Here is a 25,640-nt window from a genome sequence, read left to right as displayed (position 1 = left end):
GCTCGACGGTATCAGGCGACATGGAGATCGACGATGTCCATCAGCGCCGCCACCGTCGCCGGGTCGTCCGAGAGCGGTTCGGCCAGCGCCACCCGGCACGCCTCGCGTGGGTCCATGCCGTCGCCGATGAGGCGCGCGGCGAAGATCAGCAGGCGGGTCGAGGCGACTTCCTCCAGGTCGTGCTGCTCCAGCCGCCGCAGCGCCTGGCCCAACTGCACCAGGCGCTGCGCCAGGGTCTCGGCACAACCGCTCTCGCCGACCAGGATGCGTGCCTCCTGCTGCGCCGCCGGGTAGTCGAAGCGCAACGCGACGAAACGCTGCCGGGTGCTGGGCTTCAGGCCCTTGAGCAGGTTCTGGTAGCCGGGGTTGTAGGACACCACCAGCATGAACGAAGGCGGCGCCTGCAACGTCTCGCCGGTGCGCTCCAGGTACAGCTCGCGGCGGTCGTCGGCCAGCGGGTGGATGGCGACCGTGGTGTCCTGGCGCGCCTCCACCACTTCGTCCAGGTAGCAGATACCGCCTTCGCGCACCGCGCGGGTCAGCGGGCCGTCCTGCCACCAGGTGCCGTCGGCGCCGATCAGATGGCGGCCGAGCAGGTCGGCGGCGCCCAGGTCGTCGTGGCAGGCGACGCTGTACAGCGGCAGTTCCAGGCGCCGCGCCATGTACTGGACGAAGCGGGTCTTGCCGCAACCGGTGGGGCCCTTGAGCAATACCGGCAGGCCGTGCCGCCAGGCGCGCTCGAAGACTTCGATCTCATGGCCGGTGGCCTCGTAGAAGGGTGTCGCGTCCCGCATGTCCTACTCCTGCGCTAGGGATTAGGACCGCACGCTATTCACAGTTGGAAGGTGCCACAAGCGCAAAGCAACGCAATCTTGATTCCGGTCAAGCAAGGGTAAAGACCCTGCTTTCTATGATCCTTTCGCGCCATGAATTCCCGGGAGTTCCCGACGCAGCCACCCCCAAAACACTGCTAAGGGAGCGCCTCGCAGGGCTCCTGAGGAGATAGACCATGCCATTTGGCAAGCCACTGGTGGGCACCTTGCTCGCCTCGCTGACGCTGCTGGGCCTGGCCACCGCTCACGCCAAGGACGACATGAAAGCCGCCGAGCAATACCAGGGTGCCGCTTCCGCCGTCGATCCCGCTCACGTGGTGCGCACCAACGGTGCCCCCGACATGAGTGAAAGCGAGTTCAACGAGGCCAAGCAGATCTACTTCCAACGCTGCGCCGGTTGCCACGGCGTCCTGCGCAAGGGCGCCACCGGCAAGCCGCTGACCCCGGACATCACCCAGCAACGCGGCCAGCAATACCTGGAAGCGCTGATCACCTACGGCACCCCGCTGGGCATGCCGAACTGGGGCAGCTCCGGCGAGCTGAGCAAGGAACAGATCACCCTGATGGCCAAGTACATCCAGCACACCCCGCCGCAACCGCCGGAGTGGGGCATGCCGGAGATGCGCGAATCGTGGAAGGTGCTGGTGAAGCCGGAGGACCGGCCGAAGAAACAGCTCAACGACCTCGACCTGCCCAACCTGTTCTCGGTGACCCTGCGCGACGCCGGGCAGATCGCCCTGGTCGACGGCGACAGCAAGAAGATCATCAAGGTCATCGATACCGGCTATGCCGTGCATATCTCGCGGATGTCCGCTTCCGGCCGCTACCTGCTGGTGATCGGCCGCGACGCGCGGATCGACATGATCGACCTGTGGGCCAAGGAGCCGACCAAGGTCGCCGAGATCAAGATCGGCATCGAGGCGCGCTCGGTGGAAAGCTCCAAGTTCAAGGGCTACGAGGACCGCTACACCATCGCCGGCGCCTACTGGCCGCCGCAGTTCGCGATCATGGACGGCGAGACCCTGGAACCGAAGCAGATCGTCTCCACCCGCGGCATGACCGTAGACACCCAGACCTACCACCCGGAACCGCGCGTGGCGGCGATCATCGCCTCCCACGAGCACCCCGAGTTCATCGTCAACGTGAAGGAGACCGGCAAGGTCCTGCTGGTCAACTACAAGGATATCGACAACCTCACCGTCACCAGCATCGGTGCGGCGCCGTTCCTCCACGACGGCGGCTGGGACAGCAGCCACCGCTACTTCATGACCGCCGCCAACAACTCCAACAAGGTTGCCGTGATCGACTCCAAGGACCGTCGCCTGTCGGCCCTGGTCGACGTCGGCAAGACCCCGCACCCGGGGCGTGGCGCCAACTTCGTGCATCCCAAGTACGGCCCGGTGTGGAGCACCAGCCACCTGGGCGACGGCAGCATCTCGCTGATCGGCACCGATCCGAAGAACCATCCGCAGTACGCCTGGAAGAAAGTCGCCGAACTACAGGGCCAGGGCGGCGGCTCGCTGTTCATCAAGACCCATCCGAAGTCCTCGCACCTCTACGTCGACACCACCTTCAACCCCGACGCCAGGATCAGCCAGAGCGTCGCGGTGTTCGACCTGAAGAACCTCGACGCCAAGTACCAGGTGCTGCCGATCGCCGAATGGGCCGATCTCGGCGAAGGCGCCAAGCGGGTGGTGCAGCCCGAGTACAACAAGCGCGGCGATGAAGTCTGGTTCTCGGTGTGGAACGGCAAGAACGACAGCTCCGCGCTGGTGGTGGTGGACGACAAGACCCTGAAGCTCAAGGCCGTGGTCAAGGACCCGCGGCTGATCACCCCGACCGGTAAGTTCAACGTCTACAACACCCAGCACGACGTGTACTGAGACCCGCGTGCGGGGCACGCCCCGCACGCTCCCCCCTACGAGGAACCGTGATGAAACCGTACGCACTGCTTTCGCTGCTCGCCACCGGCACCCTGCTCGCCCAGGGCGCCTGGGCCGAAGACCCCGAAGTGCTGTTCAAGAACAAGGGCTGCGTGGCCTGCCATGCCATCGACACCAAGATGGTCGGCCCGGCCTACAAGGACGTCGCCGCCAAGTTCGCCGGCCAGGCCGGCGCCGAAGCGGAACTCGCGCAGCGGATCAAGAACGGCAGCCAGGGCGTCTGGGGCCCGATCCCGATGCCGCCGAACGCGGTCAGCGACGACGAGGCGCAGACCCTGGCGAAGTGGGTCCTGTCGCAGAAATGAACGCCCCTCCGGACTTCCGGCGCGCCGCCAGCCACGCCTTGTGGCTGGCCCTCGCGCTGACGTTCGCCTGTCCTCTTCCGGGCCTGGCCGACGAGCATCCCGATGCCCGTCGCCAGGCCCAGTTGCGTCACCTGCTGTTGCAGGACTGCGGCTCCTGCCACGGCCTGCGCCTGACCGGCGGCCTCGGCCCGGCGCTGACCCCCGAGGCCCTGCGCGGCAAGCCGCGCGAATCGCTGGTCGCCACCGTGCTCATGGGCCGTCCGCAAACCCCGATGCCCCCCTGGGCCGGCCTGCTCAGCGAAGACGACGCCGGCTGGCTGGTGGACCGCCTGATCGAAGGAGAGATCGCCCCATGAACCTGCGTCCCCTCGCGCCGCTTTTCCTCGCCCTGCTCGCCGGCTGTAGCCAGCAGCCGCCCTTGCGCGGCAGCGGCGACCTCGGCGTGCTGATCGAACGCGCCGACGGCAGCGTGCAGATCCTCGACGGCACGGCGAAGACCTCGCTGGCGCGGGTCGAAGGCCTCGGCGACCTGTCCCACGCCTCCCTGGTGTTCTCCCGCGACCAGCGCTACGCCTACGTATTCGGTCGCGACGGCGGCCTGACCAAGCTCGACCTGCTGGCCCAGCGCATCGACAAGCGCCTGATCCAGGGCGGCAACAGCATCGGCGGAGCGATCAGCCAGGACGGTCGGCTGGTCGCGGTATCCAACTACGAGCCGGGCGGGGTCAAGGTGTTCGACAGCCGCACCCTGGAGCTGGTCGCCGAGATTCCCGCCACCCGCCTCCCCGGCCAGGACAGGAACTCCCGGGTGGTCGGCCTGGTCGACGCGCCCGGGCAGCGCTTCGTGTTCAGCCTGTTCGACAGCGGCGAGATCTGGATCGCCGACTTCAGCCAGGGCGACACGCCGCACCTGACCCGCTTCCGCGATATCGGCAAGCAACCCTACGACGCCCTCATCAGCCCCGACGGGCGCTACTACATGGCCGGGCTGTTCGGCGAGGACGGCATGGCCCAGCTCGACCTCTGGCACCCGGAGCGCGGCGTCAGGCGCGTACTCGGCGACTACGGCCGCGGCCAACGCAAGCTGCCGGTGTACAAGATGCCGCACCTGGAGGGCTGGACCATCGCCAGCGACCAGGCCTTCGTCCCGGCGGTCGGCCATCACCAGGTGCTGGTGCTCGACGCGCGCGACTGGAAGCAGACCGACGCCATCGACGTCGCCGGCCAGCCGGTGTTCGTCATGACTCGACCGGACGACCGGCAGATCTGGGTCAACTTCGCCTACCCGGACAACGACAAGGTGCAGGTCATCGACAGCGAGACCCACGAAGTGATCGAAACCCTGCGCCCTGGCCCCGGCGTACTGCACATGGAATTCAGCGGGCGCGGCGACCAGGTCTGGATCTCGGTGCGCGACGCCGACCAGTTGCAGGTCTGGGACCCGTACCGCCTGAAGCGCATCGGCAGCCTTCCGGCCCGCAGCCCGAGCGGCATCTTCTTCAGCCACCGCGCCCAGCACATCGGACTCTAGGAGGCACCATGGACGACCTCTCCCGCCGCCTCCTCGCCCGCTACCAGAAAGGCCTGCCGATCTGCGCGGAACCCTATCGGCGGATGGCCGAGACCCTGGGTTGCAGCGAAGCCGAGGTGCTCGAACGGCTGCGTCGCCTGGAAGCCGACGGCGCGTTGTCGCGGGTCGGCCCGGTGCTCCGCCACCAACGCGCCGGGGCCAGCACCCTGGCTGCCCTGGCGGTGCCCGAGGAGCGTCTGCAACGGGTCGCCGAGCGCATCAGCCAGTACGCCGAGGTCAACCACAACTACCAGCGCGAACACCGCTACAACCTGTGGTTCGTGCTCACCGCCGGCGACCGCGCGCAACTCGACCGGGTACTGGCGGAGATCGCCGCCGACACCGGCCTGCAACCCCTCGACCTGCCGATGCAGGAAGCCTACTGCATCGACCTCGCGTTTCCCCTGGAGGCCAGCCGATGAACCCCGTCGAACCCCTCGCCGCGCCGCAGCGGCAACACCTGCGCTACCTGCTGGAACAGGGCCTGCCGCTGGCCAGCCGGCCCTACCGGGTGCTCGCCGAACGCATCGGCGCCGGCGAAGACGAAGTGCTGGAACAGGTCCGCCGCTGGGACGAAGACGGCCTGTTCCGCCGCTTCGGAGTGATCCTCCACCACCGCGCCCTGGGCTATACCGCCAACGCCATGCTGGTGCTGGACGTCGCCGACGCGGAGGTCGACGCCGTCGGCCGCGCCCTCGCCCACGAAACGATCGTCTCGCTCTGTTACCGCCGCCCGCGTCGCCTGCCGATGTGGCCATACAACCTGTTTTGCATGATCCACGGCCGCGAGCGCGGCGAAGTGGAACGCCAGATCGAGGCCCTGCTGGAGCGCCACGCCCTGCGCCAGACACCGCACCGCTGGCTGTTCAGCCTGCGCGCCTACAAGCAGTGCGGCGGCCGCTACACCGCGCCGCCGGCCGACCTGGAGCGCCGCCATGGATGAGTTCGACCGGCGCCTGCTGAACCGCCTGCAACACGGCCTGCCGCTGGAGCCGCATCCCTACGCGCTGCTCGCCGCCGAGCTGGATTGCCGCGAGGAAGACATCCTGCGCCGCCTGGACGACCTGCTCGACGACGGCACCCTGACCCGCTTCGGTCCGCTGTTCGATATCGAGCCCCTCGGCGGTGCCTTCACCCTGGCCGCCATGAGCGTGCCGGAGGCGCGTTTCGAAGAGATCGCCGCGCTGCTCGCCGGCTGGCCGCAGGTCGCCCACAACTACCGTCGCGAGCACGCCCTGAACATGTGGCTGGTGGTCGCCTGCGACAGCCCGGCGGAGGTCGCCGAGACCCTCGCACGGCTGGAGCGCGAGAGCGGGCTGGCGGTACTCGACCTGCCCAAGGAGGCGACCTACCATGTCGGCCTGCATTTCCCCCTCTGACGCCCTGCTCGCCCGCCGCCTGATCGAGCTGACCCAGGCCGGCCTGCCGCTGGTCGCCGACCCTTGGGCGTGGATCGCCGCGCAACTGCGGCTGAGCGAGGCGGAGACCCTGGCGCTGCTGAAGCGCCTGCGCGACGCCGGGGTGATCCGGCGCATCGCCGCGGTGCCCAACCACTATCGCCTTGGCTACCGGCACAACGGCATGACCGTCTGGGACGTCGCCGACGAACGCATCGAACGCCTCGGCCGGCTGGTCGGCGGGCTGTCCTTCGTCAGCCATTGCTACCGGCGCCCGCGCCATCTGCCGCAGTGGCGCTACAACCTGTTCGCCATGGTTCACGGCCGCAGCGAAGCGGAGATCGAAGGCTATCGCCAGCAGATCCGCCTGCTGCTCGGCGAGGACTGTCGCGCCGACGAGATGCTGGTGAGCAGCCGCATCCTGAAGAAGACCGGCCTGCGCCTGGCGCAGAAGGAGGAACGTCCATGCTGAGGATCAGCCATTACCTGCGCAGCCTCGCCGAGGACGCGCCGACGCCGCGCCGCGCCGGCGGCAGGCGCGCCCCGGTGGTGATCTGGAACCTGCTGCGGCGCTGCAACCTGACCTGCAAGCACTGTTACTCCACCTCCGCCGACAGCGACTTCCGTGGCGAGCTGGAGACCGCGGAAATCCTTCGCGGCATCGACGACCTGCGCGCCGCCGGAGTGCGCGTGCTGATCCTCTCCGGCGGCGAGCCGCTGATGCACCCGGACCTCTTCGAGATCGCCGCCCATGCGCGCCAGGCCGGGATGTTCGTGGCGCTGTCGAGCAACGGTACGCTGATCGACGAAGGCAACATCCAGCGCGTCGCCGAGGCCCGCTTCGACTACGTCGGCATCAGCCTCGACGGCCTGCGCGAGACCCACGACCGCTTCCGCCAGAAGCAGGGCAGCTTCGACGCCGCGCTGGCGGCCATGCGCCTGTGCCGCGAGGCGGATATCCGCGTCGGCATGCGCACCACCCTGACCGAGGAGAACGCCGCGCAACTACCGGCACTGCTCGACCTGATGCGCGAACTCGACGTGCAGAAGTTCTACCTCTCGCACCTCAACTACAGTGGCCGCGGCCGCCGCAGCCGCGCCCTCGACGCCCACCACCGGCGCACCCGCGAGGCCCTCGCGCTGCTCTTCGAACGGGCCGACGAGGACATCCGGCAGGGGCGCGACAGCGACTTCGTCACCGGCAACAACGACGCCGACGCGATCCTTCTCCTCGACTGGCTCAAGCGCCGCCGCCCGCAGCAACTGGCGCGTCTCTGCGAGCTGCTGCTGGACTGGGGCGGCAACGCCTCGGGCGAGGGCATCGCCAACATCGACAACACCGGCGAGGTGCATCCGGACAGCTACTGGTGGCACCACAGCGTCGGCAACATCCGCCATCAGCGCTTCGCCGACTTCTGGTTCGAGCGCCCCGACCCGCTGCTCCTGCAACTGCGCCAGCGCCCGCGACCGGTGGTCGGGCGCTGCAGCCAATGCCGCTGGCTGGACATCTGCAACGGCAACACCCGCACCCGCGCCTGGGCCGGCGGAGAACTCTGGGGCGAAGACCCCGGCTGCTACCTCAGCGATCAGGAAATCGGCCTCGAGCGCATCGCGCTGCACGCCGTCTAAGGAAAGCCTCATGAACACTACCGTGATTCCGCCGTCCCTCCTCGATGTCGATTTCCCTGCCGGCAGCGTCGCCCTGGTCGGCGCCGGCCCCGGCGATCCGGGCCTGCTCACCCTGCGCGCCTGGGCCCTGCTGCAACAGGCCGAGGTGGTGGTCTACGACCGCCTGGTCGCCCGCGAGCTGATCGCCCTTCTGCCGGAAAGCTGCCAGCGCATCTACGTCGGCAAGCGCTGCGGCCACCACAGCCTGCCGCAGGAAGAAATCAACGAGCTGCTGGTGCGCCTGGCCCGGCAGCAACGCCGGGTGGTCCGCCTGAAAGGCGGCGACCCGTTCATCTTCGGTCGCGGCGCCGAGGAGCTGGAGCGCCTGCTCGAAGCCGGCGTCGACTGCCAGGTGGTCCCCGGCGTCACCGCCGCCTCCGGTTGCAGTACCTACGCCGGCATCCCGCTGACCCACCGCGACCTCGCCCAGTCCTGCACCTTCGTCACCGGCCACCTGCAGAACGACGGCCGCCTCGACCTCGACTGGGCCGGCCTGGCGCGTGGCAAGCAGACCCTGGTGTTCTACATGGGCCTGGGCAACCTCGCCGAGATCGCCGCGCGCCTGGTCGAGCACGGCCTCGCCAGCGACACCCCGGCGGCGCTGGTCAGCCAGGGCACCCAGGCGGGCCAGCAGGTGACCCGCGGCGCCCTTGCCGAGCTGCCGGCGCTGGCGCGACGCTACCAGTTGAAGCCGCCGACGCTGATCGTCGTCGGCCAGGTGGTCGCGCTCTTCGCCGAGCGCGCGATGGCGCATCCGTCATACCTGGGCGCCGGCTCGCCGGTCAGCCGCGAGGCCGTCGCATGCGCCTGATCGGCCTCGCCCTCGGCCTGCTCCTCGGCGCCCTCGCACAGGCCGGCGAAGCGCCGGGGGAAGCGCTCTACCGCCAGCACTGCCAGGCCTGCCACGGCGCCGGACGGCTCGGCGGCAGCGGCCCGACCCTGCTCCCGGAAAGCCTTTCGCGGCTGAAGCCGGCGCAGGCCCGCGAGGTGATCCTGCACGGTCGCCCGGCAACCCAGATGGCCGGCTTTGCCGGTCAATTGGACGACGCCGCGGCGGACGCCCTGGTCGCCTATCTCTACCAGGCGCCGCCGCGCGAACCGCAGTGGAGCGCCGAGGACATCCGGGCCAGCCAGGTTCAGCCGCATCCCCTCGCCACCCTGCCGTCCAGGCCCCGCTTCGAGGCCGACCCGCTGAACCTGTTCGTGGTGGTGGAGTCCGGCGACCACCACGTGACCATCCTCGACGGCGATCGCTTCGAGCCCATCGCCCGCTTCCCCTCGCGCTACGCCCTGCACGGAGGTCCGAAGTTCTCCCCGGACGGGCGCCTGGTGTACTTCGCCTCGCGCGACGGCTGGGTAACCCTCTACGACCTGTACAACCTGAAGGTGGTCGCCGAGGTCCGCGCCGGCCTCAACACGCGCAACCTGGCGGTCAGCGACGACGGGCGCTGGGTCCTGGTGGGCAACTACCTGCCCGGCAACCTGGTGCTGCTGGACGCCCGCGACCTGTCCCTGGTGCAGGTCATCCCGGCGGCCGACGCCCAGGGCCAGGCCTCGCGGGTCAGCGCGGTATACACGGCACCGCCGCGACACAGCTTCGTGGTCGCCCTGAAGGACGTCCACGAGCTGTGGGAGCTGCCCTATGCCAACGGCAAGCCGGCCGCGCCGAAACGGTTGGCGGTGGCCGACTACCTCGACGACTTCTCCTTCAGCCCCGACTACCGCTACCTGCTGGGCAGCTCGCGGCAGGCCAGGGGCGGCGAGGTGATCGAGCTGGACAGCGGCGCGCGGGTCGCCTCGATCCCGCTGTCGGGCATGCCGCACCTCGGCTCGGGCATCTACTGGAAGCGCGACGGGCGCTGGGTGTTCGCTACGCCGAACATCAGCCGCGGGGTGATCTCGGTGATCGACCTGCAAAACTGGAAGCCGTTGAAGGAAATCGTCACCGACGGCCCCGGCTTCTTCATGCGCAGCCATGCCGACTCGCCCTACGCCTGGACCGATACCTTCCTTGGCAAGAAACACGACGAGATCCTGCTGATCGACAAGCAGACCCTGGAAATCGCCCATCGCCTGCGCCCCAGCCCGGGCAAGGTGGCCGGCCACGTCGAGTTCACCCGCGACGGCCGCTACGCCCTGCTCAGCGTCTGGGACCGCGACGGCGCGCTGGTGGTCTACGACGCGCACAGCCTGGAGGAAGTGAAGCGACTGCCGATGAACAAGCCGTCGGGCAAGTACAACGTCGGCAACAAGATCGGCTATGCGGAGGGAACCTCGCACTGAGGCGGTCGAGACGCCATCAACGGATATCCCCGTATCCTCCGCGACGGACCGCGACAACCCTGTCCCCTCACGGCACGAGAAAAACCACGGGAATGGCGGATAACCGCAAGCGGTTATTCGCCCTACCGCCCGTCCCGCGCGAGGAGCCGCAGGGCGCATAACGCCAACGGCGTTATCCGCCGATCACCCTGTCCCATCACGGCCCCGAGAAAACCCTGGGAATGGCGGATAGCCGCAAGCGGATATCCCCCCCACCCGTCCCGCGCGCCGAGCCCCCGGCGCCCAGAAAAAAGCCCCGCATCGCGGGGCTTTCCGTCTCAGGCGCCAGGCCTCAGAACTGCTCGGCGTCCAGCAGGTACAGCGACTCGCTGCCGGCGCGCACGGAGGCGCTCAGGGAATGGATGCGCGGCAGCAGGCGGGCGAAGTAGAAGCGCGCGGTACCCAGCTTGCTGGCGTAGAAGTCGTCCTCGCCCTGCTTGGCCAGCGCGGTGCGCGCCATCAATGCCCACATGTAGGCATAGGCGGTGTAGCCGAACACATGCAGGTATTCGACCGACGCCGCGCCGATCTCGTTGGGATTTCCCTTGGCGCGGTCGAGCAGCCAGGCGGTCAGCTCTTCCAGGTTCTCCACGGCGGCCGCCAGCGGCTTGCTGAACTCGCCCAGGGCCTCGTCGGCGGAAGCGACGAAGGCCTTGATCTCGTCGGTGAAGTGACGGGAGAAGGCGCCGCCGCTGCCGATCACCTTGCGCCCCACCAGGTCGAGCGCCTGGATGCCATTGGTGCCTTCGTAGATCTGCGTGATGCGACAGTCGCGCACCAGTTGCTCCTGGCCCCATTCGCGGATGAAGCCGTGGCCACCGAAGATCTGCTGGCCATGGATGGTGGTTTCCAGCCCCATGTCGGTGAGGAATGCCTTGGCCACCGGGGTCAGCAGCGCCACCAGCTCTTCCGCGCGCTTGCGGGTGACCGCGTCTTCGCTGTACTTGGCGGTGTCCAGCTGCATCGCGACGTAGCTGGAGAAGGCGCGGCCGCCTTCGTTCAGCGCCTTCATGGTGAGCAGCATGCGACGCACGTCGGGGTGCACGATGATCGGGTCGGCGGCCTTGTCCTTGGCCACCGGGCCGGTCGGCGCGCGGCTCTGGATACGCTCGCGGGCATATTCGATGGCGCTCTGGTAGGAGCGCTCGCCGGTGGCCAGGCCCTGGATGCCGACGCCAAGGCGCTCGTAGTTCATCATGGTGAACATCGCCGCCAGGCCCTTGTTGACCTCGCCCACCAGCCAACCGGTAGCTCCGTCGAAGTTCATCACGCAGGTGGCCGAGGCCTTGATCCCCATCTTGTGCTCGATGGAGCCGCAACCCAGGCTGTTCTTCTCGCCCAGCGAACCGTCGGCATTGACCAGCACCTTCGGTACCAGGAACAGCGAGATGCCCTTCGGCCCGGCCGGGGCGTCGGGCAGCTTGGCCAGCACCAGGTGGATGATGTTCTCGGTCAGGTCATGCTCGCCGCCGGTGATGAAGATCTTGGTCCCGCTGATCTTGTAGGAGCCGTCGGCCTGCGGCTCGGCCCTGGTGCGGATGATGCCCAGGTCGGTGCCGGCATGCGGCTCGGTCAGGCACATGGAACCGGCCCAGATACCGGCGTACATGTTCGGCAGGTACTTGTCCTTCAGTTCGTCGCTGGCATGGGCATTGAGCGCCAGGCAGGCGCCGGCGGTCAGCATCGGGTACAGGCCGAACGACAGGTTGGCCGAGTTGACCAGTTCCTCGACCTGCGCCGAGATCACCTTGGGCATACCCATGCCGCCGTAGGCCGGATCGCCGCCGACGCCGACCCAGCCGCCTTCGGCGTAGGTCCGGTAGGCCTCGGGGAAGCCGGCCGGGGTGCTCACCGCGCCAGCGTTCCACTGGCAGCCTTCCTCGTCGCCCGGACGGTTCAGCGGGGCGATGGTACCGGCGGTGACCTTGCCGGCCTCTTCGAGGATCGCCGCGGCGGTCTCGGCGTCGACCACGTCGGCCAGCGCCGGCAGTTGCGCCCAGAGCCGGGAGACCTCGAACACCTCATTGAGGACGAAGCGCATGTCGCGCAGCGGAGCTTTGTAATCAGCCATGTGGGGGAATCCTCGATCGTACCGATCGCCGGCCGGGGGCCAGCGGCAACAAAATGGAGGCACGAAAGGCGTGCCGCGGCCGAGTCTACACCACCAACATTTCGGACTTGTAGCGTCACGTCGTGACCATTAAGTCTATATCGGTCTTCTATGCGACAGGCATGAAAAAGCCCGCTTTTCGCGGGCTCGAGCGAGTTCGCCGGGAGTCCGACGGGCCCGGCGGGTGGGGGAGAAACCGGGGGGAAGAAGCGCCGCGCCCCTGCCCCGGCAGCCGCTAGAGCGAAAACTGCTCCGCCGACAGGCTCATCAGGCCCGCCGCGCCGGCCTGGATCGCCGCGGCGTGCGCCGCGGTGCGCGGCAGCAGGCGACTGAAGTAGAAGTCGGCGGTGGCCAGCTTGGCTTCGTAGAACGCGGCCTCGCCGCTGCCGGCATCCAGCTTCTCGCGCGCCACCAGGGCGATGCGCAACCAGAAATAGGCCAGGGTCACGTAGCCGGAGAACATCAGGTAGTCCACCGAGGCGGCGCCCACTTCGTCGGCATTCTTCATCGCCGCCAGGCCCACCTGCTGGGTCAGTTCGCCCCACTGCGCGTTCAGCGCCGCCAGTTGCGCGACCTGTCCCTTCAGTTGCGGATGCTCGGCCTGGGCCTGGCACAACTGGTGGACCAGTTTGGTGAAACCGCGCAACAGCTTGCCCTGGCTGCCCAGTACCTTGCGGCCGAGCAGGTCGAGGGCCTGGATGCCGTTGGTGCCTTCGTAGATCTGTGCGATGCGGCAATCGCGGACCAACTGCTCCATGCCCCACTCGCGGATGTAGCCGTGGCCGCCGTAGACCTGCATGCCGAGGTTGGTCACCTCCTGCCCGGTCTCGGTCATGAAGGCCTTGCAGATCGGCGTCAGGAAGGCCAGCAGGTCGGCGGCCCGCTCGCGCTCGGCGGCGTCCTGCGACAGGTGCTCGGTGTCGAGCAACTGGGCGGTGAAGTAGGCCAGCGCGCGGTTGCCTTCGTTGAACGCCTTCATGGTCAGCAGCATGCGCCGCACGTCGGGGTGCACGATGATCGGGTCGGCCGGCTTGTCCGGCGCCTTCGGCCCGGTCAGCGAGCGCATCTGCAAGCGCTCCCGGGCGTAGCGCACGGCGCCCTGGTAACTGGTCTCGCCAAGGCACAGGCCCTGCATGCCGGTGCCCAGACGGGCGTGGTTCATCATGGTGAACATGCAGTGCAGGCCCTTGTTCGGCTCGCCGATCAGGTAGCCGGTGGCGCCGTCGAAGTTCATCACACAGGTGGCCGAGGCCTTGATCCCCATCTTGTGCTCGATGGAGCCACAGGAGACCGCATTGCGCGCGCCCACGTTACCTTCGGCGTCGGGTAGGAACTTCGGCACGATGAACAGCGAGATACCCTTGGTCCCGGCCGGCGCATCGGGAAGCTTGGCCAGCACCAGGTGGACGATGTTCTCGCTCAGGTCGTGCTCGCCGGCGGAGATGAAGATCTTCGTCCCGCTGATCGCATGGCTGCCGTCGGCGTTCGGCACCGCGCGGGTCTTGATGATGCCCAGGTCGGTGCCGCAGTGCGGCTCGGTCAGGCACATGGTGCCGGTCCAGGTGCCGGCGGTCATCCGCGCCAGGTAGAGGTCCTTCTGCGCCTGGCTGCCGTGGGCGTGGATCGCCGACATGGCGCCGCGGGTCAGGCCCGGGTACATGCCCCAGGAGACATTGCTGGCGCCGATCATCTCGCTGAGCAGCAGACCCAGCGAGTGCGGCAGGCCCTGGCCGCCGTACGCGGGATCGCTGGCGACACCGTTCCAGCCACCCTCGACGTACTGTGCATAGGCTTCCTTGAAACCCTTGGGCGTGGTCACCACGCCGTTGTCGAAGTGGCAGCCCTCTTCGTCGCCGGAGCGGTTCAGCGGCGCCAGAACCTGTTCGCAGAATTTCGACCCTTCATCGAGGATCGCCGCCACCATGTCCGGGGTCGCGTCGCTGGCGCCGAGCGCCTGGTAGCGCCCATGGAAGTCGAATACCTCATCGATCAGGAAGCGCATGTCGCGCAGCGGAGCCTTGTATTCCGGCATCTCTGTTCTCCTCGGCAGGGGCGCCCCACAGGCGCGAATCCCTCGAAGCTACTGCGCCGGGCGGGCGCCTACAATCACGCTGCGGACGCTGAATGCAACGCCATAACCCCGAGGTCGGAAGGCCAGGATGCAGCGGATCGCAGGCATGAAAAAGCCCGCCGAAGGGCGGGCTCTTTCTCACCTGGGGAACGGGCCGCCAGCGGCCCGTGCCATCAGTAACCGAGGGCGAAATCTTCCTCGGCCATCTCCATCAGGTTGTTGGCGCCGGACAGCATGGCGGCGACGTGGGCGCGGGTACGCGGCAGGATGCGCTGGAAGTAGAAGCGCGCGGTCTGCAGCTTGGCCTTGTAGAAGGCTTCCTCGCCGGTGCCGGCGGCCAGCTTCTCGGCGGCCAAGCGCGCCATGTCGGCCCAGAAGTAGGCCAGGCAGGCGTAGCCGGAGTACATCAGGTAGTCCACCGAAGCGGCGCCGACTTCCTCGCGATCCTTCATGGCGGCCATGCCGACCTTCATGGTCAGGTCGCCCCACTCCTTGTTCAGCTGTGCCAGCGGAGCGACGAATTCCTTGACGGCTTCGTTGGCTTCGTTGGCCTGGCAGAACTTGTGCACGATCTTGGTGAAGCCCTTCAGCGCCTCGCCCTGGGTCATCAGCACCTTGCGACCCAGCAGGTCGAGGGCCTGAACGCCGGTAGTGCCTTCGTACAGCATCGAGATGCGGCTGTCGCGGACGTTCTGCTCCATGCCGTGCTCGGCGATGAAACCGTGGCCGCCGAAGATCTGCACGCCGTGGTTGGCGGACTCGAAGCCGACTTCGGTCATGAACGCCTTGGCGATCGGCGTGAGGAAGGCCAGCATCGAGTCGGCGGCTTTCTTCTGCTCTTCGTCCTGGCTGCGCTGGACGATGTCGACCTGCTTGGCGGCGAAATACAGCATCGCGCGGTTGCCTTCGGCGAAGGCCTTCATGGTCAGCAGCATGCGGCGCACGTCAGGATGCACGATGATCGGGTCGGCGGGCTTCTCGGGCGCCTTCGGACCGGTCAGCGAGCGCATCTGCAGACGCTCGCGAGCATAGGCGATGCCGCCCTGGAAACCGACTTCGGCATGGGCCAGGCCTTGCAGCGCGGTACCCAGGCGAGCGGTGTTCATGAAGGTGAACATGCAGTTCAGGCCCTTGTTCGGCGGGCCGATCAGGAAGCCGGTGGCGGCGTCGAAGTTCATCACGCAGGTGGCGTTGCCGTGGATGCCCATCTTGTGCTCGATGGAACCGCAGGAAACCGCGTTGCGCTCGCCGGCGTTGCCTTCGGCGTTGGGCAGGAACTTCGGCACGATGAACAGCGAGATGCCCTTGGTGCCCTGCGGGGCGTCGGGCAGGCGGGCCAGGACGATATGGACGATGTTGTCGGCCATGTCGTGCTCGCCGGCGGAGATGAAGATCTTGGTGCCGGTGACCTTGTAGCTACCGTCGGCCTGCGGCTCGGCCTTGGTGCGCAGCATGCCCAGGTCGGTGCCGCAGTGCGGCTCGGTCAGGCACATGGTGCCGGTCCACTCGCCGGAGACCAGCTTGGTCAGGTAGGTTGCCTGCTGCTCGGCGGTGCCGTGGGCATGCAGGGTGTTCATGGCGCCGTGGGACAGGCCCGGGTACATGCCCCAGGACCAGTTGGCCTGGCCGACCATCTCGCTGATGGCCAGGCCGAGGGATTCCGGCAGACCCTGGCCGCCGTGCTCGACGTCATGGGCCAGGCTCGGCCAACCGCCTTCGACGAACTGCTGGTAGGCCTCCTTGAAGCCGGTCGGGGTCTTCACGCCGTCGGCGCTCCAGGTGCAGCCTTCCAGGTCGCCGACACGGTTCAGCGGAGCGATCACCTGTTCGCAGAACTTCGCACCTTCCTCGAGGATGGCGTTGACCATGTCGGGAGTCGCGTCTTCGGCGCCCGGCAGGCTCTGGTAGTGCGCTTCGTAGCCCAGCAGCTCGTCGCGAACGAAACGGATATCACGCAAGGGGGCCTTGTAATCAGGCATAGCAGTCAACCTCTACGAAGGGTTCTGGTTAATCGGCGACCGGACGGATGTCCAGAGTCTGCGGTCGCAGTGCGGGATCGCTCCCGGTCGCCTTGCCGGACGCACTCATGCGTCCCGACTCTCAAACAGGCGTTTGAAACATACGTTTACGCCAATCCCTTGTCAAGCATCCGAACCGACCGCTCGGTCATGCCCGAAATCACTGGCAACCACGTCCTTCCAAAGCACTTTCGTCTCTCTCAGTAAAGCCCATGGCGAAGCGCCCGGCAGGCTTCAGGGGCCGCCGGGTGACAGTCGGAAAAGGAAGGATCGGGGCGGCCGCTGCCGGCCGCCAGGAAGTCAGGCGTGGGTATCGATCAGGGTACCGAGGGTCTCGTCGGCTACCTCGATGACCCGGGCGCCGCTCTGCGCCTCGAGCTTGCCGCGGGTCAGTTCGACCATCTGCTCGGCCTGGGGCGAACGGGCCTCCACGGTATTGCGGGCGATCTCGCTGCCGGCCTGGGCGACGCGGGCGCTGCCCGACTGCACCGCGTTGAGGCCACTGACGAAAGCGTTGCCGGAAATTTCCACCCTCTACTCCTGGGGACGCGCACGCGCCACTGCGATAGCAAGTGGCTTCTATTCAAGCAGACTTGGCCGGCGCTGGGTACCGCCCGTTGGTTATGGACGGCCCGCTGTTTATAGCCCGATACCCAGGGGCCGCAGGTCGAGGTGTGCGGCCACGGCCGCGGGAGTGGCTTCCTCCAGGCGCGGTACCCGACCCAGGCAGGGCGCCGGCAGGCGTTCGGCGAGGGTCGCCAGGTTCTCTTCCAGGCGCGAGGTAGCCGGGTCGACGACGTTGGCCACCCAGCCGGCCAGCGCCAGGCCGTCGCCCAGGATCGCCTCGGCGCTGAGCAGCGCATGGTTGATACAGCCCAGGCGCACGCCGACCACCAGCACCACCGGCAGCGCCAGCAGGCGCGCCAGGTCGGACAGGTTCTCGCGGCCCAGCAACGGCACGCGCCATCCGCCGGCGCCCTCCACCAGGGTGAAGTCGGCCTGTAGCGCCAGCACCTCGCGCACCGCCTCGTGCAAGCGTGCGGCGCTCAGTTCGACGCCAGCCTCGCGCGCCGCCAGGTGCGGGGCGATGGCCGGTGCGAAGGCCAGCGGGTTGACCTGCTCGTAGGCCAGCGCCAGCGAGCACTGGCCGAGCAACACCAACGCGTCGCCATTGCGCAGGCCTTGCGCCGTGGGCTCGCAGCCGGAGGCCACCGGCTTCGCCGCGGCGGTGCTCAGGCCGGCACTCCGGGCCGCGTGGAGCAGGCCGGCGGCGATGGTGGTCTTGCCGATCTCGGTGTCGGTACCGGTGACGAAGAACGCCGGCATGGTTCAGGAATCCTTGCGCAGCACGCCGAAGACGACGCGGTAGGTAGCGGGCAGCCCCTCGGGCTGGCGGAAACGCTCGTAGGCGGCGACCAGCGCGCGGATGCGCTGGCGCCCGGTCAGGCCGTCGGGCCGCCCGGGGTTGAGGTTGTGCGCGCCCAGCGCCTTGAGTTCGTGGGTCAGGCTGCGCAGGTCGGGGAAATGCAGGAGCCGGTCCTCGTGGCGCAGGGTCAGCGGCAGCAGGCCGCTGCCGGCCGCGTGTTGCAGGTAGTCGGCGAAGGCGCGGAAGCGATTGACGTGGACGAAGCCGTCCACCACCCGCCAACTGTCGCGCAACTCGCCCAGGGTACCGACGCACAGGCTGCTGAACGCCAGCACGCCGCCCGGCCGCAGGACCCGCCGCGCCTCGGCCAGGACCGCCGGGAGGTCGGCGCACCACTGGATCGCCAGGCTGGAGAACAGCAGGTCGCAACTGCCGTCGCGCAACGGCAGCCTCTCGGCGTCGCCGCCGATGAAATGGCTGGCGCCGCCGCGCGCGCGGGCATGCCGCAGCATGCCTTCGGCGATATCCACGGCCAGGCCCTCGGCCGCACCGAAGCGTCGTTCCAGGGCCCGGCTGAAATAACCGGTGCCGCAGCCGAGATCGACCCAGCGGCGCGGCGAGAAGCCTTCCGGCAATGCCGACAGCAGGCTCTCACCGACGCCGCGCTGGAGTTCGGCCACCGCGTCGTAGCTGGCCGCCGCGCGGGAAAACGACGCGGCGACCTGGCGCTTGTCGGGCAGCGCGGCAACGCCATGGGGCGCCAGCAGCGGCGAGGAATCGTCAGGCATCGTCACCCTCGCGAAGGAATCTCAGGATTGCGCCGGCCACCTCGTCCGGGCATTCCAGCGGCAGGCCGTGACTGGCCGCCAGGGTCGAGACCTCGACGTCCGGCAGCCACTCGAGCAGGGCCTCGGCGGCGGCCGGCGGCACCAGCGCATCGGCTTCGGCGAACAGGTGCAATTGCGGCCCGCGGAAGTTTTCCAGGGCGGCCCGGGTATCCAGTTGGCCGAGCAACTGCAGGCCGGCGACCAGCGCCTCGCGCTCCAGCTGCGGCAGCGCCACCTGCAGTTGCCGCGCCAGGGTCCGAGGGTCGCGCGCACCCTGGCTGACCAGCAGGGTGAAACGCTTGCGGGTCAGGTGCGGTTCGAGCAGGAAAGCCTCGAAGAAGTCCTCGAAGGTTTCCGCCGGCATCGCGTTCGGCCAGTCCTCGCGCACGCGGAAGCACGGATTGCTGGCCAGGGTCAGCAGTCCCCGGCAATCGTCGCCGCGGCGCGCCGCCAGTTCGCCGGCGAGCATGCCTCCCAGCGACCAGCCGGCCAGCCAGCTATCGCGCGGCAGGTTATCGTCGAGTTCGTCGAGCCAGTCGGCGGCGTCGTCCAGCGACGGCAGCGGCTCGATCAACACGTTCAGGTGCGGCTCGCGCTCGTGCAGCGCGTCGCGCAGCGGTTCCAGCGGTGCGCTACCCAGGCCCCAGCCCGGCAACAGGATCAAGTGGTCACGCATCGTCTCCCTCCTCGGCTTCGATCTCTGCCAGAAGGCTAGACGACAGCTGTCGCCAGCTTTCGCCGAGGGCTTCGAGCAAGCGGTCGACCTGCGCTTCGCTGTGCGCGGCGGACAGCGTGACGCGCAGCCGCGCGCTGTTGGCCGGCACGGTTGGCGGGCGGATCGCGCCGACCATGATGCCACGGGCTCGAAGCATGCCGGCCAGGGCCACGGCCTGGCGGCTGCCGCCGACCAGGATCGGCTGGATCGGCGTGAAGCTGTCCATCAGGGTCAGGCCAAGCGCCTCGGCGCCATGGCGGAAACGGGCGATCAGCGCCGCCAGGTGTTGCCGCCGCCAGCTTTCGCGGCGCAGCAGCTCCAGGCTCTTCAGGGTGGCGCAGGCCACCGCTGGCGGCTGGCTGGTGGTGTAGATGTAGGGCCGGGCGTACTGGATCAGGGTCTCGATCAGTTCCTCGCTGCCCGCTACGAAGGCGCCGGCGGTACCGAAACCCTTGCCGAGGGTGCCGATCAGCACCGGCACCTGCTCCTGGCCGAGGCCGAAGTGTTCGACGATCCCGCCGCCGCTGGCGCCCAGCGGGCCGAAGCCATGCGCGTCGTCGACCATCAGCCAGGCGCCGCGGGCCTGCGCGACGGCGGCCAGGGCCGGCAGGTCGGCGAGATTGCCGTCCATGCTGAAGACCCCGTCGGTGACCACCAGGGTATTGCCCTCGGCCTTGTCCAGGCGCGCGGCGAGGCTTGCCGGGTCGTTGTGCAGGTAGCGCGAGAAACGCGCGCCGGAGAGCAATCCGGCATCCAGCAGCGAAGCGTGGTTGAGGCGGTCCTCCAGCACCGTGTCGCCCTTGCCGACCAGCGCGGTCACCGCGCCGAGATTGGCCATGTAGCCGGTGGAGAACAGCAGCGCGCGCGGCCGCCCGGTGAATTCGGCGAGGGCCAGCTCCAGTTCGTGGTGCGGGCCGCTGTGGCCGACCACCAGGTGCGAGGCGCCACCGCCCACGCCCCAGCGCTCGGCGCCGGCGCGCAGCGCGGCGATCACCTCGGGATGGTTGGCCAGGCCGAGGTAGTCGTTGGAACAGAAGGCCAGCAGCGGCTGGCCGTCGACCACGACGTCCGGGCCCTGGGCCGACTCCAGCAGCGGCCGCTGGCGGTAGAGGTCTTCCGCGCGCCGGCTGGCGAGGCGGGAAGCGAGATCGAAGGACATGGCAGGTCGCTCGTGTTGCTGGACGGACGCAGGCGCACCCGTCCACGCAGGGCCGACATCAGCGGCTGCAACGAAGGGACGGCGGCACCCTCCCTTCCAGTATGGTCAGGCGGAAGCGGCGTTATAGAACAGCTTCGATTCGCGTTGTTCCACCAACGCCTGCTCGATGGCGGCCTGGTGCACTTCGTCGGCGTGCTCTTCGCGCTCTTCCGGCTTGATGCCGAGACGGGCGAACAACTGCATGTCCTTTTCGGCCTGCGGGTTCTTCGTGGTCAGCAGCTTTTCGCCGTAGAAGATCGAGTTGGCCCCGGCCATGAAGGCCAGCGCCTGCATCTGCTCGTTCATCTGCTCGCGGCCGGCGGACAGGCGCACGTGGGACTTCGGCATCATGATCCGGGCCACCGCCAGGGTGCGGATGAAGTCGAAGGGATCGACGTCCTTCTCTTCCGCCAGGGGCGTGCCCTTGACCTTCACCAGCATGTTGATCGGCACCGACTCCGGGTGCTCCGGCAGGTTCGCCAGTTGGATCAGCAGGCCGGCGCGGTCGTCCACCGACTCGCCCATGCCGAGGATGCCGCCGGAGCAGATCTTCATCCCCGCCTCGCGCACGTAGGCCAGGGTCTGCAGGCGCTCGCTGTAGGTGCGGGTGGTGATGATGTTGCCGTAGAACTCCGGCGAGGTATCCAGGTTGTGGTTGTAGTAGTCGAGGCCGGCGTCCGCCAGCGCCTGGGTCTGTTCCTGGGTCAGGCGGCCGAGGGTCATGCAGGTCTCCAGGCCGAGCTTCTTCACGCCCTTGACCATCTCCAGGACGTAGGGCATGTCCTTGGCCGACGGGTGCTTCCAGGCAGCGCCCATGCAGAAGCGGGTCGAACCGATGGCCTTGGCCTCGGCCGCCGCCTCGAGGACCTTCTGCACCTCCATCAGCTTCTCCTTGTCCAGGCCGGTGTTGTAGTGGCCGGACTGCGGGCAGTACTTGCAGTCCTCGGGACAGGCGCCGGTCTTGATCGACAGCAGCGTCGAGACCTGCACGCGGTTCGGGTCGAAGTGCGCGCGATGCACCGTCTGCGCCTGGAACAGCAGGTCGTTGAACGGTTGCTCGAACAGGGCACGGACTTCGGCGAGGGACCAGTCGTGACGGGTGGCGACGGAAGCGGTTGCACTCATGGGGAAGATTCCTTCGACGCTTGTATGGCGCCTTTTGTCGGGGAGCCCCGGCACGCCGGGGGTCAGGCTCAAGGGCATCATAAGTGGCTGTATGACGCTGTCAACCCAACCCAGGACACAGGGCTACATCTGATCAATATCTGATCACCCATATAGAAGCCAGCAGTCATCGACTGCTCCAATCGGCCTCGTCCTCTATGTGGCATTCGGCTCCCTAGAAGAAACGGCGCAACTACCTCGGAAAACTACAAGTAATGCTTAGGATATTTCCTACAAGAAATAGGAAATATCTTATTTATATATTCCCTAGCAGGTTTCTAACATGGAGAAACATTGAATCTCTTGCCACCCTAGCGGTGCGCAACGAAAACAAGTTATCCAGACTTGAACCATGAACGCAACCAACCACCCTAAATATAGCCATTCAAAGCGCAGCGGAAGTATAACGAAAAATATATTCGACCCTTCCGACCAACCACTTTCCAAAACACGATACGGGTTTCATTCGGGCACATTCAGGAATATGAATGGAAAGCGCCTCTTCCAGGTCCGAAGTTGGCTTCGGATGGTTCTTGCATCGATATTCGCCTGGCTGTGCATGTCCGCCCATGCCGATCTCTCGTTCGACGGCCAGAACCGTTTCGTGATGAAAGGCAAGCGCCTGCCGATCACGCTGGTCAACGAGGGCAAGGAGCCGGCCCTGGCGGAAATCTCCCTGGATTGGGGTACCGACGGCAAGGGGCAGGCGCTGCCCTTCGCCGTGTCCAGGCCGCTGCTCCGCCTGGGCGCCGGCCAGCGGGCCAAGGTGGAGGTGCTCTACCAGGGCCAGGGCCTGCCCACCGACCGCGAGACCTACCTGCTGTTGAGCGTGCTGGACGTGCCGCACGCGACTGGCAAAGGCGATGCTCTGCAAATCGCTCTGCGCCATCGTTTCAAACTGTTCTACCGACCGTCCTTGAAAGCTACCGTCGAGCAAGCCATGGCTGGCTTAACCTGGTCCTACGATCCTGAGGGTGGTCCCAGGACGCGGAATCCCTCTCCCTATTACGTGACCCTCAGCCAGGTGGAGTTTCTCGATGCGCCCGGGCGGCTCTGCGCCCCACCCATCGATCACCTGATGCTGGCTCCTTATACCGAACACTCATTCGACAGCATCGATTGCCAGGCCATCAAGGCTCGATATGAGGTAGTCAGCGACGCCGGCAACCTACGACCCTTTCAGGTCATATTGCCAACGAATGGGAAAGCTACCGCCAATCCACTCTGACCTAGAAGAGTTTCCCTATGAAGTTAACCATCCAACTCCTGTTCCTGGGACTGCTCCTGGCTCTATCCCAAAAAAGTCTCGCTTTGACTTGTCTGAAAAACGCGACGGACGTATCTGATCAAATCTCGATGGATACGACCGTCGCGGTACCCATTGCGCTTCCCAAGGACACCATTCTCTGGCGTTCCCCCAACTACAGCGTCAATATAAGTTGCTGGGCGAACCAGTTCTGGAACGCCGAAGAGGAGATCTATTTCTACCTCAGCCCCAAGGATCCTGGCTTGAGCATGATCGGACCCGACCTGGAGGTCGGACTGAACCTCGACGGGAAGGACATACGGTGTACGCAGGTCGATCGCTGCCGAATCAAGCTTCCCTATAAGACCCTGCCCTGCCGGAGCAATGCGCCTGGCGGCTGCCCACATCTGAAAACAAACTTCACGCTGCACTACAACTTCTTCATTTCCAAGCGAAGCCTTCCCGGCACCAGCAAGGAAGGGCCGATCGCTGGCCACGATAGCTACGTGATTTTCCAACTGGATGGTATTGGAGGTCCTATCGCCGACAACTTCCGCATGGTGCTCAATGGCCTGAACCAACTACGCTATGTCGCATGCTCGTCTACCCTGAGCATTTCACCCAAGACACTCGACTTCGGCCTCCTTCAAGCGCTTCAAGCCGCCACCAACCAGACCATCAAGGAAAAGCCCTTCCAGATCACTGCAAGCAAGAACTGCAATAGCGCCTATGGCCTGGGAGCACTTCTGAGACCCGTGAATTCTTCCAGCACCGTAGGCGACACGTTGGTGCCGGGAGACAACAAGTCCGTAGGCATCACCGTGCTCAGGCAAGAAGACCGTAGCATCGTCCCCTTCAACAAAGAATTCCAATTGGTGGAACACAGCAAAGACCAGGTCGTGGTGAAGAACTTCCTGGCCCAACTGAAATGGATGACCAACGCACCTACGTTGGGTCGATTCAATGCCACCGCTGCGATAGATATCTACTACAAGTGAGCGGGAGGCCGCTTCGCAGACGGAAGCGGCCGGTATCGACGACTCAGCGCAGGAAGAAGTGCTGGAGTCGTTGCACTTGCCAGTTGTAACGGCGACGCGCCTCGAGACCTTCCTCCAGGCTGACGGCGACGAAACGCGCCTTCTGGTTCGGTTGCATCTGCGCCAGCCGGTTCAGGTCGGGGCTGATCACCGTGCCCAGCGTGGCATATCCCCCACCGGACACCGCATCGCGATGCAGGACGATGGGTTCGAGCCCGCCCGGTACCTGGATCGAGCCGATGGGATAGCAGGCGTCGACGATGTTGGACGGGTCCGAGCCTGCGCCGAATGGCTGTTCGCGCGGCTCGAACCGGAGCGCCGTGCCGCCCTTGAAGCGGTAGCCGGTGCGGTCCGCCTCCGAGCCGACGGTCCAGGTCTCGGCGAAGAAACGCTCGACCGCGTCGGGGGTCAGGCGATGGACGTAGAGTCCGGGAACCACCCGCAAGCTCACCTCGCCGCCGACCTCCACCTGCAGCGAACGCGGCAGCGCCAAGCCCTCCACGGCAGAGGGCGAGGCAGGCCCCAGGGGCAGCAGGTCGCCCTCCGCCAGCCGTCGTCCCTGCAAGCCACCGATCGCCCCCAGACCGTAGGTCGAACGACTGCCCAGCACCTCGGCTACCGCGATGCCGCCGTCGATGGCGAGATAGCCACGGGCGCCGGCACGGATGAAATCGAACCCCAGGACCTGGCCGGCGCGAACCCGGAAGGAAGTATCCAGCGGCATCTCCGCGCCCTCCAGGCGAGGCGTCATGCGCGCCCCGCACACGGCCACCAGGGCGTCGCGCTGGAACTCCAGCTGCGGCCCCAGCAGCGCGCACTCCAACACGGCGGCGGTCGGTGCGTTGCCCACCAGCAAGTTGGCAGCGCGCAGGGCATACTGGTCGAGCGCGCCGGACGGCGGGATGCCCAGGTGATAGTGGCCTTCGCGGCCGGCGTCCTGCACCGAGGTGGCGAGGCCGGGCTTGAGCACCTTAATCGACATACAGCACCTCCTGCAGATGTTGCGTGCAGCCTCGCGGATCGGCGAGGAACGCGTCGAGATCGAAACTCACCGGGCGGATGCGCAGGTCAAATGTGCCCGCTTCGACTTCGGCCGCCATGCGCTCGTATTCGGTCCGCTCGATGGGGCGGAACTGGACGATGTCGCCAGCGCGGAAGAACACCATAGATTCCTCGAGATAGGGCAGGCCCTGGCGGGGATCGAAGATCGGCGCCGGAGTCACGCCGAACATCTGATAGCCGCCGGCACCGCGCACCGAATAGATGCAGCCGAAGCAACCGCCGTGGCCGAGGGTCAGCTTCGGCGTGTCGATGCGCGGACGCAGGTACTTGGGCACCTGCAACTGCCGCTCGCGCTCGACCATCTGGTACATGAACGGCAGGCCGGCGACGAAACCGACCATCGAGACGAACCACGGCGTGCCGCTGTGCGCCTGGATGAACGCCTGCACGTCGGCGTAGCCGTTGATCCGCGCGGCGTACTCGAGGTCGGTGGAGTCCGGGTCCTGGTGACGGTCGCGGAAGCGCATCAGGGTCTCGTGGGTCCAGGGATCGTTGTACAACACCGGCACTTCGACGATACGCGTCTCGATGCTGCGCGCGGCGACCGCCTCGACCTCCAGGCCGCGTACGGTCTCCAGCAGCGCCTGCGGGGCCAGCCGGTCGGGGTCGAAGCGGACCTGGAACGAGGCGTTGGCCAGGCATACGTCGAGCACCCCGGGCAATTGCAGGGTCTCGATGGCGCGGGTGATCGCCATGCCGCGGAAGAAGGCTTCCAGCGACATGGACTCGGCGATCTCGGCGAACAGGTGCTCGTCGCCGCCGAAGCTGTAGCGGATGTTGGCATGCAT

At 67.0% G+C, this 25,640-nt stretch carries 25 protein-coding genes; 13 read left to right on the top strand and 12 right to left on the bottom strand.

What is annotated here, in order from left to right; genetic code table 11:
- Nucleotides 1-11: 11 nt before the first annotated feature.
- Entirely contained in the window at nucleotides 12-794 is a 783-nt protein-coding gene (gene nirQ, locus LJF27_RS20220) for a transcriptional regulator NirQ (RefSeq protein ID WP_003113240.1), read from the bottom strand.
- A gap of 215 nt (nucleotides 795-1,009) precedes the next feature.
- Here nirQ and nirS point away from each other — a divergent pair, with 215 nt between their 5' ends.
- From nirS to nirN, 11 genes are read left to right on the top strand one after another with little or no spacing between them, the layout of a single operon-like run.
- Nucleotides 1,010-2,716 carry a nitrite reductase gene (nirS, locus tag LJF27_RS20215; RefSeq protein ID WP_023117209.1) on the top strand — a complete coding sequence of 569 codons (1,707 nt, stop codon included), beginning with the start codon at nucleotides 1,010-1,012 and terminating at the stop codon, nucleotides 2,714-2,716.
- A 50-nt stretch (nucleotides 2,717-2,766) separates the two neighbouring features.
- Nucleotides 2,767-3,081 carry a cytochrome C-551 gene (nirM, locus tag LJF27_RS20210; RefSeq protein ID WP_003084872.1) on the top strand — a complete coding sequence of 105 codons (315 nt, stop codon included), beginning with the start codon at nucleotides 2,767-2,769 and terminating at the stop codon, nucleotides 3,079-3,081.
- On the top strand, nucleotides 3,078-3,437 hold the full coding sequence (gene nirC / locus LJF27_RS20205) for a cytochrome c55X (protein ID WP_003084870.1): 360 nt from the start codon (nucleotides 3,078-3,080) through the stop codon (nucleotides 3,435-3,437). The genes nirM and nirC overlap by 4 nt, the downstream gene beginning before the upstream one ends.
- Complete coding sequence (gene nirF / locus LJF27_RS20200) at nucleotides 3,434-4,612, top strand: heme d1 biosynthesis protein NirF (protein WP_003084866.1); 1,179 nt, start codon at nucleotides 3,434-3,436, stop codon at nucleotides 4,610-4,612. Before nirC ends, nirF begins: the two co-directional genes overlap by 4 nt.
- A gap of 8 nt (nucleotides 4,613-4,620) precedes the next feature.
- Nucleotides 4,621-5,073, top strand: a complete 453-nt coding sequence (locus LJF27_RS20195; protein ID WP_003084864.1) for an AsnC family transcriptional regulator — start codon at nucleotides 4,621-4,623, stop codon at nucleotides 5,071-5,073.
- Nucleotides 5,070-5,594 carry an Lrp/AsnC family transcriptional regulator gene (locus LJF27_RS20190; protein ID WP_003111534.1) on the top strand — a complete coding sequence of 175 codons (525 nt, stop codon included), beginning with the start codon at nucleotides 5,070-5,072 and terminating at the stop codon, nucleotides 5,592-5,594. The genes LJF27_RS20195 and LJF27_RS20190 overlap by 4 nt, the downstream gene beginning before the upstream one ends.
- Nucleotides 5,587-6,030 (top strand): Lrp/AsnC family transcriptional regulator, encoded by a 444-nt coding sequence (locus LJF27_RS20185; protein WP_003084860.1) that lies wholly within the window; start codon nucleotides 5,587-5,589, stop codon nucleotides 6,028-6,030. The genes LJF27_RS20190 and LJF27_RS20185 overlap by 8 nt, the downstream gene beginning before the upstream one ends.
- The gene (locus tag LJF27_RS20180) at nucleotides 6,005-6,520 is read left to right on the top strand and encodes an Lrp/AsnC family transcriptional regulator (RefSeq protein WP_003084858.1); all 516 of its coding nucleotides are present in this window, start codon (nucleotides 6,005-6,007) and stop codon (nucleotides 6,518-6,520) included. Before LJF27_RS20185 ends, LJF27_RS20180 begins: the two co-directional genes overlap by 26 nt.
- Nucleotides 6,514-7,677: a heme d1 biosynthesis radical SAM protein NirJ gene (nirJ, locus tag LJF27_RS20175; protein ID WP_003106109.1), complete on the top strand. Its 1,164-nt coding sequence runs from the start codon at nucleotides 6,514-6,516 to the stop codon at nucleotides 7,675-7,677. Before LJF27_RS20180 ends, nirJ begins: the two co-directional genes overlap by 7 nt.
- A 10-nt stretch (nucleotides 7,678-7,687) precedes the next feature.
- The gene (gene cobA, locus LJF27_RS20170; RefSeq protein WP_003113243.1) at nucleotides 7,688-8,527 is read left to right on the top strand and encodes a uroporphyrinogen-III C-methyltransferase; all 840 of its coding nucleotides are present in this window, start codon (nucleotides 7,688-7,690) and stop codon (nucleotides 8,525-8,527) included.
- Complete coding sequence (gene nirN, locus LJF27_RS20165; RefSeq protein ID WP_023117210.1) at nucleotides 8,518-9,999, top strand: dihydro-heme d1 dehydrogenase; 1,482 nt, start codon at nucleotides 8,518-8,520, stop codon at nucleotides 9,997-9,999. The genes cobA and nirN overlap by 10 nt, the downstream gene beginning before the upstream one ends.
- 331 nt (nucleotides 10,000-10,330) lie before the next feature.
- On the opposite strand, the gene LJF27_RS20160 is transcribed toward nirN, so the two are convergent.
- The 9 genes from LJF27_RS20160 to bioB form a co-directional block, all read right to left on the bottom strand.
- Entirely contained in the window at nucleotides 10,331-12,109 is a 1,779-nt protein-coding gene (locus LJF27_RS20160) for an acyl-CoA dehydrogenase C-terminal domain-containing protein (protein ID WP_023117211.1), read from the bottom strand.
- A 274-nt stretch (nucleotides 12,110-12,383) separates the two neighbouring features.
- Nucleotides 12,384-14,180, bottom strand: a complete 1,797-nt coding sequence (locus LJF27_RS20155; RefSeq protein ID WP_003103343.1) for an acyl-CoA dehydrogenase C-terminal domain-containing protein — start codon at nucleotides 14,178-14,180, stop codon at nucleotides 12,384-12,386.
- A 212-nt stretch (nucleotides 14,181-14,392) separates the two neighbouring features.
- Complete coding sequence (locus tag LJF27_RS20150) at nucleotides 14,393-16,198, bottom strand: phenylacyl-CoA dehydrogenase (RefSeq protein ID WP_003084842.1); 1,806 nt, start codon at nucleotides 16,196-16,198, stop codon at nucleotides 14,393-14,395.
- Nucleotides 16,199-16,537: 339 nt separating this feature from the next.
- Nucleotides 16,538-16,768, bottom strand: a complete 231-nt coding sequence (locus LJF27_RS20145) for a hypothetical protein (protein WP_003103338.1) — start codon at nucleotides 16,766-16,768, stop codon at nucleotides 16,538-16,540.
- 108 nt (nucleotides 16,769-16,876) lie between these two features.
- Complete coding sequence (gene bioD, locus LJF27_RS20140; protein WP_003103336.1) at nucleotides 16,877-17,563, bottom strand: dethiobiotin synthase; 687 nt, start codon at nucleotides 17,561-17,563, stop codon at nucleotides 16,877-16,879.
- A gap of 3 nt (nucleotides 17,564-17,566) precedes the next feature.
- A complete protein-coding gene (bioC, locus tag LJF27_RS20135; RefSeq protein WP_003113247.1) occupies nucleotides 17,567-18,391 on the bottom strand; it encodes a malonyl-ACP O-methyltransferase BioC in 825 nt (274 codons plus the stop codon).
- Nucleotides 18,384-19,106, bottom strand: coding sequence for an alpha/beta fold hydrolase (locus LJF27_RS20130; RefSeq protein WP_023114733.1), 723 nt, complete (start codon nucleotides 19,104-19,106; stop codon nucleotides 18,384-18,386). The genes bioC and LJF27_RS20130 overlap by 8 nt, the downstream gene beginning before the upstream one ends.
- On the bottom strand, nucleotides 19,099-20,304 hold the full coding sequence (gene bioF / locus LJF27_RS20125) for an 8-amino-7-oxononanoate synthase (protein ID WP_003084826.1): 1,206 nt from the start codon (nucleotides 20,302-20,304) through the stop codon (nucleotides 19,099-19,101). The genes LJF27_RS20130 and bioF overlap by 8 nt, the downstream gene beginning before the upstream one ends.
- A 105-nt stretch (nucleotides 20,305-20,409) precedes the next feature.
- On the bottom strand, nucleotides 20,410-21,468 hold the full coding sequence (bioB, locus tag LJF27_RS20120) for a biotin synthase BioB (RefSeq protein ID WP_003103330.1): 1,059 nt from the start codon (nucleotides 21,466-21,468) through the stop codon (nucleotides 20,410-20,412).
- Between the two features lie 565 nt (nucleotides 21,469-22,033).
- Between bioB and LJF27_RS20115 the strand changes: the two genes are divergently transcribed.
- The gene (locus tag LJF27_RS20115) at nucleotides 22,034-22,735 is read left to right on the top strand and encodes a molecular chaperone (RefSeq protein WP_025921016.1); all 702 of its coding nucleotides are present in this window, start codon (nucleotides 22,034-22,036) and stop codon (nucleotides 22,733-22,735) included.
- A 17-nt stretch (nucleotides 22,736-22,752) separates the two neighbouring features.
- Nucleotides 22,753-23,751, top strand: a complete 999-nt coding sequence (locus LJF27_RS20110) for a fimbrial protein (protein WP_003103326.1) — start codon at nucleotides 22,753-22,755, stop codon at nucleotides 23,749-23,751.
- Nucleotides 23,752-23,794: 43 nt separating this feature from the next.
- Here LJF27_RS20110 and LJF27_RS20105 read toward each other — a convergent pair whose 3' ends face one another.
- Complete coding sequence (locus tag LJF27_RS20105) at nucleotides 23,795-24,772, bottom strand: biotin-dependent carboxyltransferase family protein (RefSeq protein WP_023117213.1); 978 nt, start codon at nucleotides 24,770-24,772, stop codon at nucleotides 23,795-23,797.
- Nucleotides 24,762-25,640, bottom strand: a complete 879-nt coding sequence (locus tag LJF27_RS20100) for a 5-oxoprolinase subunit B family protein (RefSeq protein ID WP_023115725.1) — start codon at nucleotides 25,638-25,640, stop codon at nucleotides 24,762-24,764. Before LJF27_RS20100 ends, LJF27_RS20105 begins: the two co-directional genes overlap by 11 nt.

The sequence above is a fragment of the Pseudomonas sp. 203-8 genome (assembly GCF_020708595.1).
In the GTDB taxonomy this organism is placed as follows: Bacteria; Pseudomonadota; Gammaproteobacteria; order Pseudomonadales; family Pseudomonadaceae; genus Pseudomonas; species Pseudomonas aeruginosa.
This window is presented reverse-complemented; position numbering and strand designations above follow the sequence as displayed.